We start from the raw sequence: 14,020 nt of genomic DNA, 5'->3' as shown, positions 1-14,020 counted from the left end.
TACATCCGTGCTCCACTTTCGTTTGTGCAGTTCATATCGTTCTCGCGGCTCTTGAGGCTCACGAATAGCATGCTGCTCTTCTCACACTCGAGTTACGGCGCGACATGTAAAGATCGATCTGCACAACCGAAACTGCGTGCTCGGCTCTGACCATCCCTCTTGTAGCACTGGAATTGAATGGATCGGGGACATCTCGCTGCCGGCGGTGCAGAAGCAGCGCTTCGGCCGATTCTGCTAGTTGGCGTTCCGACGTCCACATGTCCTTCCTCACAGGTTTTAGGAAAGGGTCGCCAGGACCCACTTAGAATCATTGACACAGCCGGAAATAAGAGTTAAATCAGCAAGACTTCAGCAGCGCTTTCGTGCCATTTCATTCAGGGGGATGACATTTGGCGAACACGACTGAACGCAAGGAAAAGCTCTCAATTTATTTAGTTAAGGATGGTCACTACAGCCCGGACGAATGCGTAAAGCTGGAACTGGTTGGGCGAAAGTACGTCTTCAACATTCCAGGTCTTGAGGCGCTTCTCTATGTGAAAAGGGAGGCGCCAGCGCATCCACCTCTTTGGACACGTATATTTACGGAGCATCCTGATGCTCCAACGGTTGAATTCGGGAAAAGTAGCAACGTTGGCGCCGCCCTCTACGCCAACTTGGATGGGAAAAAATTCCTTATCTCTTTTGGCTCAGGATTTCACCTAATTAATGGGGAGCTCACTGAGAGAGATTTCGGATTACGCGTAACATTGAACGCAGTTGACCCGGAAAAACTCAGAAGCCTCGACAAAGCCAGCTATGACGACAATCCGCTCAACTCTAGGACACAAAGCTCCCTTGAAGTAGATATATTCGATCTTCAAGCTAACACTGAATCCGATTTGGTTTATGCAGTTACTGGAGCCTGCAAAGTCCCACTACTCGGCACACACATCACAGGCCGAGACGCTCTTACGCTCATGGTCGAAACAGACCTTAATGGAATCCCAGGAATACTTTCCAAGGCGATCGAGCTATTTAACTCCCCCCTGCCGAGCGCCTACGCGTGGATAGATAACATCGCAAAGGTACGAGACCCGGACACAATTAGAATTCTTGACCTTCTTCTTGATGACGAAATATCAAAAGCAGGAGGCACCAATGTCTGGCTTGGGGAGCCCGAAATTGTCAATTGGGAATCGAACTCTGGGTACTCCTTTGACATGTACCAAAGCACACCACGCCATCAGATCTTATGCATTTCCGATCTTCGCGAGTATCTAGACTCAAAGTCAGTGAAATTCAGCCTTGATGCGATGAAGAACATTACCGTTCATATCAACGATGCCAACTATCGGTCAACTCAAAGCTGGCCGGCCTACAGATGCATCCACGCAGAAATAGCGGATGGAAACGACAGATTCATAATTAGGAATGGGTCATGGTTCAAGATAGAAGCGGACTTCATTGCCGAGATAGACAGACGACTATCTAACGCAAAAATATCCCAGACCTTCCTTCCACCATACTCGTACGCCAACGAGGGCGAATACAACTCGCAAGTAGCCAAGAGCACTACAAACATACACCTGATGGATAAGAAGAATGTAAAAACAGGCGGCCCATACGACAAAATTGAGTTTTGCGACCTAATAGTTGGAAGCAGTAATTTTGTGCATGTCAAGTACTACAGATCATCCGCGACACTTAGCCATCTTTTTTCGCAAGGCGCAGTGGCCGCAGAGATATTCCTGAAAGACGAAGATTTCCGCAGAAGACTGAATGCAAAACTGCCAAGCCATATCGCACTGACGGATACAGCCAGACGTCCTGACCCAAGCAGTTACACCATCACATATGCAATAGCCACGTCCAAGGCGCTGCCCATCGAACTACCCTTCTTTTCCAAGGTCACTCTAAAGAACTCCATTTCTCACCTCGAAGCACTAGGATTCAACGTTGAGTTAACGAACATTCCGTTAGATCCAACCCTGAGCAAAATAAAGAAATATAGGCCAAAGGCTGTCAGAAAGAAGAAGTGAAATACTTTATTGGTAAATCACTTATTTAACTTCCATAAAAAAGGGGCGACCTAATGGCCACCCCTTTTGTACCAGCAGTGCAGCTCAATCAAACCCCAACAGGATTAGCCTTCTCCGGATCAATCTTGTACTGTTTGATCGCCCGGGCCACATCCTTCGCGGTCATCTTCCCTTCCTTCGCCAGCGCCGCAATCGCGGCATGGGCGATGTAGTACCGATCCACCTCGAAGAACCGGCGCAGGTTCGCACGCGTATCCGAGCGGCCGAAACCATCCGTACCCAGCACGGTGTACGACATCGGCACGAACGCGCGGATCTGGTCCGCATACGCACGCACATAGTCGGTGGCGGCAATCGCCGGGCCCTGGCGGCCTTCCAGCAGCTCAGTCACGTAGGCCTTGCGCTGCTCACCTTCCGGATGCAGGCGGTTGGCACGTTCCACGTCGAAACCATCGCGACGCAGTTCGTTGAAGCTCGGGCAGCTCCAGATGTCGGCGGTCACGCCGAAGTCCTTGTCCAGCAGCTCGGCGGCGGCAATGGCTTCGCGCAGGATGGTGCCCGAACCCAGCAGCTGCACGCGCAGCTCGCCCTTCTTCGGCTTGCCGGCGTCGGTCAACAGGTACATGCCCTTGACGATGCCTTCGGCTGCACCTTCCGGCATTTCCGGGTGGGTGTAGTTCTCGTTCATCAGGGTGACGTAGTAATACTCGTCCACCTGGTCTTCCATCATGCGCTTGGTGCCGTGCTGCAGGATCACCGTCACTTCGAAGCCGAAGGTCGGGTCGTAGCTGCGCACGTTCGGGATGCCACCGGCCACCAGATGGCTGAAGCCATCTTCGTGCTGCAGGCCTTCACCGTTCAGCGTGGTGCGGCCGGCGGTGCCACCCAGCAGGAAGCCGCGGGTACGCATGTCGGCGGCCTGCCAGGCGATGTCGCCCACGCGCTGGAAGCCGAACATCGAGTAATAGATGTAGAACGGCAGCATCGGCACGTTGCTGACCGAGTAGCTGGTACCGGCCGCCATCCACGAGCTGATCGCGCCCGGCTCGCTGATGCCCTGCTGCAGCACCTGGCCGCTCTGGTCTTCGCGGTAGAACATCAGCTGGTCGGCGTCCACCGGCTTGTACTTCTGGCCGAACGGCGCGTAGATGCCGATCTGGCGGAACAGGCCTTCCATGCCGAAGGTACGGGCTTCGTCGGCCACGATCGGCACGATGTGCGGGCCCAGTTCCTTGTCGCGCAGGGTGATGTTCAGGCTCTGCACGAAGGCCATGGTGGTGGAGTAGCTGCGCTCGCCGCTGCTCTTCAGCAGGCGCTCGTAGGCTTCCAGCTTCGGCGCCACGAAGGTCTTGTCGGCTTTGCGGCGGCGCTGCGGCAGGTAACCGCCCAGCGCGGCACGGCGTTCCTGCAGGTACTGCACTTCCGGCGAATCCGGGCCCGGGTGGTAGAACGGCACCTGGCCGTCGGCCAGCTGCGCGTCGGTCACCGGAATGTTGAAGCGGTCGCGGAAGTGGCGCACCGCTTCGTCGTCCAGCTTCTTGGTCTGGTGGGTCGGGTTCAGTGCCTCACCGGCGCTGCCCATGCCGTAACCCTTCACGGTCTTGGCCAGGATGACGGTCGGCATGCCCTTGGTGTTCACGGCCTGGTGGTAGGCGGCGTACACCTTGTGCGGGTCGTGGCCACCACGGTTCAGGCGCCAGATGTCGTCGTCGCTCAGGCCGGCGACCATCGCAGCGGTTTCCGGGTACTTGCCGAAGAAATGCTCGCGGGTATACGCGCCGCCGAAGGCCTTGCAGTTCTGGTATTCGCCGTCGACGGTTTCCATCATCAGCTTCTTCAGGACGCCGTTGGTGTCCTTGGCCAGCAGGGCATCCCAGTAACCGCCCCACAGCAGCTTGATCACGTTCCAGCCGCCGCCACGGAACACGCCTTCCAGTTCCTGGATGATCTTGCCGTTGCCGCGCACCGGGCCGTCCAGGCGCTGCAGGTTGCAGTTCACCACGAAGATCAGGTTGTCCAGGCCTTCACGGCCGGCCAGGGCGATGGCACCCAGGGTTTCCGGCTCGTCGCTCTCGCCGTCGCCGATGAAGCACCACACCTTGCGGTCGGACTTCTCGATCAGGCCACGGTTTTCCAGGTAGCGCATGAACTGCGCCTGGTAGATGGCGGCCAGCGGGCCCAGGCCCATCGACACGGTCGGGGTCTGCCAGTAGTCCGGCATCAGCCACGGGTGCGGGTACGAGGACAGGCCACCGCCGTCCACTTCCATGCGGAACTTGTCCAGCTGCTCTTCGCTGATGCGGCCTTCCAGGAAGGAACGTGCGTAGATGCCCGGGGCGCTGTGGCCCTGGATGAACAGCAGGTCGCCCGGGTGATTCTCGCTCGGGGCGCGCCAGAAGTGGTTGAAGCCCACGTCGTACAGGGTGGCGCCGGAGGCGAACGAGGCGATGTGGCCGCCCAGGTCACCCGGCTTGCGGTTGGCGCGCACCACGGTGGCCATCGCGTTCCAGCGGATGATGGAACGGATGCGCCATTCCAGCTCGGCATTGCCCGGGCTCTTGGCCTCGAACTGCGGTTCGATGGTATTGACGTATTCGGTGGTGGGAGAGAACGGCAGGTAGGCGCCCGAACGACGGGTCAGTTCCACCATGCCTTCCAGCAGCTGATGCGCGCGCTCGGAGCCCTCGACATCAATAACGGCCTTCAACGACTCGATCCACTCCTGGGTTTCCACAGGATTCGGGTCGTTGTTCAGCACCTCGTTCAACCAGTTCATTAGCGCTCCCATAACCGCACGCACGCGCGCGACTGTTGTATAGATTTCTAGACCGCAAAGTGTAGCGCACCAAGGGCTTTCGTCACTTGGCTACGCTGGCGTATGGATGCAACCGGCCAGTGTCCGCAAGGGGCTTGCCGGGCCCGCTGATGGCCCTGCGGCGGGCCTTGGCGGCGGCGCGGGCTGTCGCTTGCGGCCGCTGCGCCCATGTGCAGGACGCAGTGTTACCGCTGCCGATGACGGTTGTAGGGCAACTCCGGCACCGCCGTAGGTGGGTGCCGGGCAGCGGTTCTGAACCGGCGACAACATGTCGCACCTGCCTCTGGATCGCTGCCAGTCGCGGGCCCAGGGTGGGTCGCGAGTGATGGGCCCGATGGCCCTGCTCCCTTCCACAGCATCGCCGGGGCGCCTCACACGGGGCGCCCCTTTTGCTGTGCGCACGAAGGTCCGTGGCCCAAATTGCACCTGCTTGTGGCCGGATCGGATGTTGTCGCTTTCGACATATCGATATATCGTTTGCATACTCGTTTACCGATATATCGAAATGAGCCGTACCGCTTCTGCCAGAGCCCGTTCCACCGATCCGGATGTGCCGCGCCGCAACGGCCAGCCACGTGTGCTGAGCCGCGGCGACCTGCGCCTGCTGGTGCTGGCCCTGATCGGCGAGCAGCCGCGCCATGGCTACGAGCTGATGCAGTTGATCAGCAACCAGTTCATGCAGGCCTACACGCCCAGCGCCGGCACCATGTACCCGCTGCTGGCCAGCTTCGAGCAGGCCGGCTGGATCGAGGCCGAGGAAGTGGATGGCAAGCGGATCTTCCGCATCACCGCCGCCGGCGAGTTCGAGCTGAAGGTGCAGCGCACCCAGGTGCGCCTGGCGCAGCGGCGTGCCTTCGACCGTGCCCGCGAGATCACCAAGGCTTCGCTGCCGCCGCCGCTGGCCACTGCCCTGCGCGAGTTCAAGCGGGCGCTGGTGCATCACCACGGCCGCTGGGCCGAGGGCGAGGCGGACGAAGTGGCGGCGCTGCTGACGCGGGCCTCGGCCCTGCTCAACGGTACGGCCGGTAGCGAGCAACCACCGATTTCAACGACCCAGCCAGACTGACGCCAGCCAGGTCTCCCCTACGCCGCGCGCCCCCGCGCGACACCTTTACAGGTAACCCCCATGACCGAACACAACAACACGCGCCTGCGCCTGGATGTGCGCTTCCGTGAACTGACCGTGCTGCGCACTGAAGAGGTCACCCCGCACATGCGCCGCATCGTGCTGGGTGGCGACGACCTGGCCGGCTTCGATTCGCCCGGCGCCGACGACCATATCAAGCTGTTCTTCCCCAACGCTGCGGGCGAGATGGTGCTGCCGGTGCTGACCGCCGAAGGCCGCAGCTACCCGGACGGCAAGGTGCCTTCGCCCTCGCGCGACTACACCCCGCGCTGGTGGGACCACGAGACCGGCGAGCTGGCCATCGACTTCGTGCTGCACGACCAGGGCGTGGCCGGGCCGTGGGCCGAACGCGCACAGCCGGGCGACATGCTGGTGATCGGCGGCCCGCGCGGCTCGTTCGTGGTGGCCGACACTTACGACGCCTACGTGCTGATCGGCGATGAAACCGCACTGCCGGCCATCGCCCGCTGGCTGGACGTGCTGCCGGACAGTGCCGAGGTGCAGGCCTTCATCGAAGTGCGCGACGAGACCGAGCGCCAGGACCTGCCGCAGTACGAGAACGTGCGCATCCACTGGCTGGAGCGCAACGGCTTCCCGGCGGCCAGCAGTACGCTGCTGGAAGACATGCTGACCGACTTCGAGGCCCCGGACGGCGATGTCTTCTACTGGATCGCCACCGAATCGCGCCGCGCACGGATGATGCGCAAGTTCATCGAAGGCCACCTGGGCGTGCCGCGCGACTGGATTCGTTCCACCGGCTACTGGAAGGCCCACCCGGACGAAACCGACGGCGATTGACCGGCTCGGGGTCAGATCCCTTTTCCTGTGGAAAAGGGATCTGACCCCATGCACCGGCAACCTCATGAACCTTCGGCAGGAACCTGCAATTGCCGGCCAACGGCCGGCACTACCCCCTGCCGCATCCACCCGAACCGCTGCGCAGCCCAGATCTCCAGCGCTACCAGCAGGGCGATGATCAGCAACGGCAACAGCAGCCCGAAGTACACGCCCGGCATCATGCCGTTGATCTGCGCCTTCACCAGCCGCAACACGCCACGGGTGTGCAGCAGCTCATCGACGTGCATGGTCAGCGCCTCGCGCACCACCTTGGGTTCCAGGCCGAGGGTACCGGCCCTGTCCACCAGCGTGTCTTCCACCATGCTGCGCAGCAGGCCCTCGCGCACCTTGCCGATCACCCAGCCGGTGCCGCGTGCCAATGGGCCGTTGCCAAGACGGTCCAAGCCAGGCAGCGGATGCTCGCTAAGGTAGGCCGAGGCGATGGTGTCGGCGACGTCGCCCACCGTGCCCTGGCTGCGCAATGCCTCGCGCATGCGTGGGTCGTCCAGCGAATCGGTGAAGCCTTCGCTCCAGCCTTCCACCAGGGTCTGCAGGTGCGGCTGGAAATGATCGAGCTGCTTGAACAGCGCGCGGTGCGCACCGGCGGTTAAGCCCAGCTGCAGGCCGAAGAAGGCAGTGGCCAGCGGCAGCAGCACCACGTAGCTGGCCAGCAGCCAGTGATGCCAGCGCTTGCGCCGCTGCAACCAACCACGCCGATGCAGCCAGCGCCAGCCGGCGATGCCCAGCACCAGGCCGAGCAGCGTACCGAGCACGCTGCCGCCCACCAGATCGAGCACGCTCAGGCCCGACCAGAATTCGTTCAACCAGTACTGCGCGTCCTGCATGGGTCTTCCTTCCGTGGGTGATACAGCGGGCCATTGTGGAGCCGAGCCCATGCTCGGCTGCGCCGCCGTCGGTGGGTGCGGACCGCCATCGACTGGTGGGTGCGGACCGTTGGTCCGCACACTCCCATGCAATTGCCGGCCAGCGGCCGGCACTACCGAGCTGGCAATGCGACAATCGCGCTCCTTTCCTGCAGCAACGAGGCCCACATGGCCAAACTGACCCTGGCCAGCGTGGACGCGCTGCGTACCCGCTTCGCTGATGACGCTGCCTGCGACGCGGCCCTGGCCGCCTTCGCCGATACCGCTGCACTCCGCGCGCCGCTGCGCGAGCTGGTGGAAGCACAGCACCGCTACCTGCAGGCCGAATTCGAAGTGGCGCAGGTGGCCGACGTGCTGCGCCGCGACCAGAAGTACGCGCCGGTGGGTCGGCCTTCGATCAACATCGTGCAGCTGCGCAAGCAGCAGGCCGCGACCAAGCAGGCGGCGCTGATCGCACGCCAGGTCGTGGCACAGGCGGCGCAGACATTCGTGCGGGTGAGCGGGATGACGGTGAAGGCCAAGCAGAGCCCGAGCGAAGCATGTGGGGCGTGGCTGGGCGCGTTGCGCTGAGGGATCGTGCGGACCAACGGTCCGCACCCACCAAATGCAGGTTGACACCCACCAGATGCAGATCCGCACCCACCAGATGCAGGTTGGCACCTGCCGGGTAGTGCCGGCCGCTGGCCGGCAACCCCATCGGCATCGGGCACCGCGCATGCAGAACCCAAAAAGAAGGCCCGCTTTTCAGCGGGCCTTCTGCCTTCTCACGACGAGTGAGCTGGGTGCATCAAGCGGCCGGCTTTTCGCCGGTGGCTTCGGTGGTGATGCGGATCTTCACTTCATCGCTGACGTTCGGGGCGTAGGCGCCGACGCCGAAATCGCTGCGCTTCAGGGTGGTGGTGGCATCGAAGCCGGCAGCCGGAACCTTGGCCATCGGGTGCTCGCCGCCGCCGTTGACGGTGACGTCCAGGGTGACCGGCTTGGTGATGCCCTTGATGGTCAGGTCGCCGGTGACGGTCAGCTTGTTGGTGCCGGCCGCTTCCACCTTGGTGCTCTTGAAGGTGGCATCGGCGAACTTGGCGGCGTCGAAGAAGTCGGCGCTCTTCAGGTGCTCGTCGAACTTGGCGGTGAAGCTGTTCAGGCCGCTCAGCGGCAGCTTCACTTCCACGGTGGACTTGGTCACGTCTTCGGCGTTGTACACCAGGGTGCCTTCGACGTTGCCGAAGTGCGCGCTGGGGTTGGAGAAGCCGAAGTGGCTCCACTGCGCCAGCACGTCGGTGTGGCTCGGGTCCAGCTTGTAGGTGCCCGAGGCAATCTTGATCGCTTCGGCAGCCGGCGCGGCAGCAGCGGCATCAGCCGCCGGGGTGGCAGCCTGCTCGGTGGTGGCCGGGGCGGCGGCATCGGCAGCCGGGGCAGCGGTGTCGGCCGGCTTGGAGCAGGCGGCGATGGCCAGGGTCAGGGCCAGCGGCAGCAGCAGTTTACGGGTGGCGCTCATCTGAGGAACTCTCCGGATCGTAGGGTGGGTACACGGTGCAGCAATGGCCCGCCGCGGAACAGCGGGCCCGAAACCGATACAGCGACTTACGCGATGCGCGCCGCTTCGTCGAACGACAGGCGCGGCAGGCGCGGGAACAGGCCCGCCGGATCACCGTAACCCAGGTTGACCAGGAAATTCGACTTGATGGAGGTGCCGGCGAAGAAGGCTTCGTCGACCTTGGCCGGGTCGAAGCCGGACATCGGGCCGGCATCCAGGCCCAGCGCGCGCGCAGCCAGGATCAGGTAGGCACCCTGCAGGCTGCCGTTGCGGATGGCGGCTTCGTGGCGGCCTTCCTGCGGGCCATCGAACCAGGCCTTGGCATCGGTGTGCGGGAACAGGTACGGCAGCTTCTCGTGGAAGTCCAGGTCGAAACCGATGATGACGGTGACCGGCGCAGCCATGGTCTTGGCCAGGTTGCCTTCGGACAGCGCCGGGGCCAGCTTGTCCTTGGCCTCCTTCGAGGTGACGAAGACGAAGCGCGCCGGCGTGGTGTTGGCCGCGGTGGGGCCCCACTTCACCAGGTCGTACAGTTCCTTCAGCAGGCTCTCGGGGACCGGCTTGTCGAGGAAGGCGTTCTGGGTGCGGGCCGTACGGAACAGCTGGTCAAGGGCAGCGGCGTCGAGCGCGTGGGACATCGGTGGATCTCCAGGGCGGCGAAAGGAAGTCAGTGCCCGCGTGCGGCGCGGGGCGAAACGACGAGCCGCAGTGTAGAGTGTCGCGACTGTTGCAACACCCAGCAGGGCTGAAACGAATTAATGCCAATGGTGAAACGATCGAGCGCGCCATGGACGGTCACTGACGGCCGTGCGGGCAATGTCCGCCAGGCGGTCGCGCTGGCCTCGGCACTGCGCCAGGGCACCCACCGACCGCTGCTCCTGCAACCGCGCGCACCCTGGCGCTGGCTGTCGCCGCGGCGGCTGCCCGGCGATGTGAATGGCTACGGCGAGGCCTTGGCGACGCTGGCGGCTGAGGCGCCGGCACTGGCGATCGGCTGTGGTCGCCAGGCGGCCGGTGCCCTGCGCGTGCTGCGTGCACGCGGCAGCCAGGTGGTGCAGATCCTCGACCCGCGCATCGGCGCCCGCCACTGGGATGTGGTGGTGGTGCCCGAACACGACGCCCTGCGTGGCAGCAATGTGCTGACCCTGCTCGGCAGCCTCAACCCGGTGGACGACGACTGGCTGGCCTGGGGTCGCGCCGCGTTCGCCGGCTTCAGCACCCTGCCCGGTCCGCGCACCGCACTGCTGGTGGGCGGGCCGACGCCGCTGGCGCCGTGGGACGAGACGGCGATGGTCGGTGTGTTCCAGGCGCTGGCCGAGCAGATCCGCAGCGAAGGCGGCAGCCTGCTGGCCACCACCTCGCGACGCACGCCGCCAGCCCTGGCCGAGATCCTACGCGCGAAGTTCGCCGACCTGCCGCACGTGATCTGGGGCGATGGTGGCGACGGTACCAATCCCTATGGCGGCCTGCTCGGCTGGGCCAACCGGGTGGTGGTCTCGCCCGATTCGGTGAACCTGCTCTCTGAAGCCTGCGCCACGCGCATGCCGGTGATGGTGGCGCTGGCCGATGCCGCGCAGGGCCGGCTGGCCCGGTTCCAGCAGCAGCTGCGCGAACGCGGGCGCTTGCAGCCGCACTGGCTGGACTGGCAGTACGACCGCATCGAGCCATTGCGCGAAACCGCGCGCGTGGCGGCGGAAGTAAAGCAGCGCCTGGCCTTGGGGTAGTGCCGGCCGCTGGCCGGCAACGCTGTGCGCATTACCGGACACCCTGCCGATGCCGGCCAGCGGCCGGCACTACCGGGGTGCGCAGCGATTTCTGAACATTTCAATCCGCCCATACCGTTAGAGTCCGGTGTCCCCCACCGGACCGAATGCCTTCATGCGTACCCTGCTCCTGCTGCCCCTGGCCCTGCTCGCCGCGTGTTCGACCGCGCCCACCGAGCTGGACCCGATCTCCTATCAATGCCAGCAGCAGCTGGATGCGTACCGCGAACAGCCGGCGCTGCGCGATCCGAAGACGGGCGAGCGCCCGCCGCTGCCGATCGCCCCGATCAGCGATGCCTGCGACAGGGAACTCCAGCGCAAGGGCGTGGATCGCCCGCTGCGCTGAGCAGCGTATGATCGGCGCGCGGGCCTGCCCGCCGTTGAAGGTGCCGACATGGATCGTTTTTCCCGCCTGCGCCGCGCCGCGCTGCTGATCGCCAGCCTGCTGGCGACCGCACCGGCCTGGGCCGACAGCACCGCCTGCCGCGAGCGCTACCCGAGCGTGGCGTCGCAGGCGGCGATGCTGGACGTGGCCTGGACCACCGCCGAACGCCTGGACGCGCTGCCCGAGGTGGACGTGGTGGTGGCCGCGCGCGGTGGCCAGGACCTGAGCCGCTACGGCCTGCGCCACAGCCACCTGGCCTTCCTGCTGCGCGAGGACGACGGCCGCTGGCGCGCGATGCACCTGCTCAACCGCTGCAAGACCGACAGCTCGCAGCTGTACCACGAGGGCCTCGGCAACTTCGTCGGCGAGAGCGGCGGCCATACCGACCTGCGCATCGGCGTGCCGTCGGCCCCCTTGCGTGCGGCGCTGCGCGCGATGCTGGTGCCGCCCTCGATCCAGCCCAAGGCGCTGCACGAAACAAGGTACAACGTGGTCGCCTACCCGTTCGCCACCGACTACCAGAACTCCAACCAGTGGGTGCTGGAAGTGCTGGCGGCGGCGATGGCGCAGACCGAAGGCGCGCCGGCCATCGTCAAGCGCGAACAGGCACAGCAGTGGCTGCGCCAGCAGAAGTACCAGCCCAGCGTGCTGCATATCGGCCTCGGCAAGCGCGTGGGTGCGCGCCTGTTCGTAGCCAACGCCACCACCACCGACCATCCAGCCGGCGAACGCATCTCCGGCAACTATTCGGTGGTGACGGTGGAATCGGTGTTCGACTTCCTGCACCAGCGCAGCCAGCTGCAGCAGGAACTGGTGATCCCCCATGTGCCGGTGGCCGGTGCCACCGCCGCCACGCCCTGAATCCCGCAAGGAGAACGACATGCGTCCGCTGCTTACCTCTGTGTTGTCGATGGTGATCGTCACCGGCCTGGCGTGGTCGACGGCCGCCCACGCCGAACGCCGCATCGTGATCATCCATGACCCGGGCCCGCAGGGACCGAGCCTGGAAATGTCCACGCAGATGGTGGCCTCGGCCCGCGCCGCAGCAGCGAAGGAAGCCCAGGATGCGGCCGATGCCGGCCAGCCGCTGGCCCGCCCGCAGCAGATCAAGCTGCCGCAGATGGAGGTGAGCGCAATCGCCACCACCGTCGATGGCCGCCGCGAAGTGCTGCTGCGTGATGCCAACGATCCGCAGAACACCGCATCGATGCAGTATCCGCGCGGCGTCGGCGACCCGGCCGTGCAGTTCACCGTGGGCCAGACCGTGAACTTCGAGCCGACCGGCGCCGACCAGGGCTGGCAGCTGAAGGACAACCAGGGCCGCCCGCTGGAATACCTGCCCGAGGCCACCGGCCCGCGCGATATCTTCGATACCCGGCGCTGAGCCGCCGTCCCCACGCTGACCAGGAGGTCTCCATGTTCCGTTGCCTGCGCGTTCCCGCTTCCGCCCTGCTGCTCTCCGCGCTGCTGGTGCCCACCGTCCATGCCGGCGCCGCGCCGCAGTTGAACAGCAGCGAAGCCAGCGTGCTGATCACCTCGCTGATCGTGGTCTCGGTGCCGCTCGCTGCATCGGCGGGCCTGTCCGAACTGTCCAAGGCGCCGTTCAAGGCCAGCGAACGCAATGGCAGGGTTGCCCGCACCAAGGCGGTGCCACTGCCGCCGATGGAAGTGAAGAAGGTGGAGACCACGGCGGCCGGCGAGCGCCAGGTGCAGCTGCAGGTGCCCGACAAGGCCGATCAGACCGCCACCCTGCGCTGGCCGGCGCGCGTGCATGAAGACCAGACGGCGGCCTTCGTGGTCGGCCAGCAGGTACATTTCGACCCCACCGAGGCCGGTGCCGGCTGGACCGTGAAGAGCGCACAGGGCCAAGCGCTGGCTTACGTCCCCACCGCCTACGCCGCGGGCGATGTGATGAGCGAAGCGTTGTAAAGCTGAACAAGCGGTTTTGGCTTTGCCGCGGGCCGGGCGGATAATGGGCGATCCCCTTTGTCCCCCTGGCTCGCCATGTCCGTGCGTCCTGCCCCTATGTTTGCCCCGCTGACCGCCCGCGCCCTGGTGCTGGCGGTATTGGCGATGGGCGCGGTGGTGCTGCTGTCCAACGTGCTGGTGCAGTACCCGATCAACGACTGGCTGACCTGGGGCGCCTTCAGCTATCCGGTCGCGTTCCTGGTCAGCAACCTGATCAACCGCCGCTTCGGCCCGGGCCCGGCGCGCCGCGTGGCGTGGATCGGCTTCGCGGTGGCGGTGCTGTTGTCGATCTGGGTGGCCACGCCGCGCATCGCCGTTGCCTCGTGCTCAGCCTTCATCGTGGCGCAGTTGCTGGACATCACCGTGTTCGACCGCCTGCGCCGCGGCAGCTGGTGGCGCGCACCGATGGTGGCCACGACCTGCAGCGCGACGGTGGATACCACCATTTTCTGGTCGATCGCATTTGCCGGTTCCACCCTGCCGTGGGTGAGCTGGGCCGCCGGCGACCTGGTAGTGAAGCTGGCGATCGGCGTCTGCCTGCTGGCCCCGTTCCGCGCACTGCTGTGGAAGATGGCGCCGCTGCGCGCGACCAGCTGACCGCACGTGCTCTGGCAGGTGCCGACCTTGGATGGCACATGAGCACGGTAGGTGCCGACCGTTGGTCGGCACGCTCCATCAGAGTTCATCACC

At 64.4% G+C, this 14,020-nt stretch carries 14 protein-coding genes; 10 read left to right on the top strand and 4 right to left on the bottom strand.

Annotated features, from left to right (window positions below; all coding sequences use genetic code 11):
* Window positions 1–389: 389 nt before the first annotated feature.
* Complete coding sequence (locus tag ACEPA4_RS02065) at window positions 390–2,018, top strand: TIGR04141 family sporadically distributed protein (protein ID WP_374082960.1); 1,629 nt, start codon at window positions 390–392, stop codon at window positions 2,016–2,018.
* Window positions 2,019–2,106: 88 nt separating this feature from the next.
* On the opposite strand, the gene aceE is transcribed toward ACEPA4_RS02065, so the two are convergent.
* Entirely contained in the window at window positions 2,107–4,794 is a 2,688-nt protein-coding gene (aceE, locus tag ACEPA4_RS02060) for a pyruvate dehydrogenase (acetyl-transferring), homodimeric type (protein WP_012478970.1), read from the bottom strand.
* A gap of 544 nt (window positions 4,795–5,338) precedes the next feature.
* Here aceE and ACEPA4_RS02055 point away from each other — a divergent pair.
* Window positions 5,339–5,899: a PadR family transcriptional regulator gene (locus tag ACEPA4_RS02055; RefSeq protein WP_111177628.1), complete on the top strand. Its 561-nt coding sequence runs from the start codon at window positions 5,339–5,341 to the stop codon at window positions 5,897–5,899.
* Window positions 5,900–5,959: 60 nt separating this feature from the next.
* Window positions 5,960–6,757 (top strand): siderophore-interacting protein, encoded by a 798-nt coding sequence (locus ACEPA4_RS02050; protein WP_262089964.1) that lies wholly within the window; start codon window positions 5,960–5,962, stop codon window positions 6,755–6,757.
* A 62-nt stretch (window positions 6,758–6,819) separates the two neighbouring features.
* On the opposite strand, the gene ACEPA4_RS02045 is transcribed toward ACEPA4_RS02050, so the two are convergent.
* Entirely contained in the window at window positions 6,820–7,641 is an 822-nt protein-coding gene (locus ACEPA4_RS02045; RefSeq protein ID WP_065186631.1) for a hypothetical protein, read from the bottom strand.
* A gap of 207 nt (window positions 7,642–7,848) precedes the next feature.
* Between ACEPA4_RS02045 and ACEPA4_RS02040 the strand changes: the two genes are divergently transcribed.
* Window positions 7,849–8,250 (top strand): hypothetical protein, encoded by a 402-nt coding sequence (locus ACEPA4_RS02040; protein ID WP_069139893.1) that lies wholly within the window; start codon window positions 7,849–7,851, stop codon window positions 8,248–8,250.
* Window positions 8,251–8,467: 217 nt separating this feature from the next.
* On the opposite strand, the gene ACEPA4_RS02035 is transcribed toward ACEPA4_RS02040, so the two are convergent.
* Together ACEPA4_RS02035 and ACEPA4_RS02030 are read right to left on the bottom strand one after the other, a co-directional pair.
* Window positions 8,468–9,175, bottom strand: a complete 708-nt coding sequence (locus ACEPA4_RS02035) for a YceI family protein (RefSeq protein ID WP_005415047.1) — start codon at window positions 9,173–9,175, stop codon at window positions 8,468–8,470.
* 86 nt (window positions 9,176–9,261) lie between these two features.
* Entirely contained in the window at window positions 9,262–9,852 is a 591-nt protein-coding gene (locus ACEPA4_RS02030; RefSeq protein ID WP_005415046.1) for a malonic semialdehyde reductase, read from the bottom strand.
* Between the two features lie 126 nt (window positions 9,853–9,978).
* Between ACEPA4_RS02030 and ACEPA4_RS02025 the strand changes: the two genes are divergently transcribed.
* The 6 genes from ACEPA4_RS02025 (at window position 9,979) to ACEPA4_RS02000 (ending at window position 13,927) form a co-directional block, all read left to right on the top strand.
* Window positions 9,979–10,938, top strand: a complete 960-nt coding sequence (locus ACEPA4_RS02025; protein WP_005415045.1) for a mitochondrial fission ELM1 family protein — start codon at window positions 9,979–9,981, stop codon at window positions 10,936–10,938.
* Between the two features lie 154 nt (window positions 10,939–11,092).
* Window positions 11,093–11,323, top strand: a complete 231-nt coding sequence (locus ACEPA4_RS02020) for a hypothetical protein (protein ID WP_005415044.1) — start codon at window positions 11,093–11,095, stop codon at window positions 11,321–11,323.
* 48 nt (window positions 11,324–11,371) lie between these two features.
* Window positions 11,372–12,223 carry a DUF2145 domain-containing protein gene (locus ACEPA4_RS02015; protein WP_005415043.1) on the top strand — a complete coding sequence of 284 codons (852 nt, stop codon included), beginning with the start codon at window positions 11,372–11,374 and terminating at the stop codon, window positions 12,221–12,223.
* Between the two features lie 19 nt (window positions 12,224–12,242).
* Window positions 12,243–12,746, top strand: coding sequence for a hypothetical protein (locus ACEPA4_RS02010; RefSeq protein WP_032953871.1), 504 nt, complete (start codon window positions 12,243–12,245; stop codon window positions 12,744–12,746).
* Between the two features lie 32 nt (window positions 12,747–12,778).
* A complete protein-coding gene (locus ACEPA4_RS02005; protein WP_065186629.1) occupies window positions 12,779–13,291 on the top strand; it encodes a hypothetical protein in 513 nt (170 codons plus the stop codon).
* A 75-nt stretch (window positions 13,292–13,366) separates the two neighbouring features.
* On the top strand, window positions 13,367–13,927 hold the full coding sequence (locus ACEPA4_RS02000; RefSeq protein ID WP_188239176.1) for a queuosine precursor transporter: 561 nt from the start codon (window positions 13,367–13,369) through the stop codon (window positions 13,925–13,927).
* Window positions 13,928–14,020 lie beyond the last annotated feature (93 nt).

Origin of the sequence: Stenotrophomonas sp. P2112 (assembly GCF_041897515.1) — a bacterium.
Lineage (GTDB): Bacteria > Pseudomonadota > Gammaproteobacteria > Xanthomonadales > Xanthomonadaceae > Stenotrophomonas > Stenotrophomonas sepilia.
The sequence above is the reverse complement of the archived record's forward strand: the minus strand, read 5'-3'. Positions and strand labels throughout refer to the sequence as shown.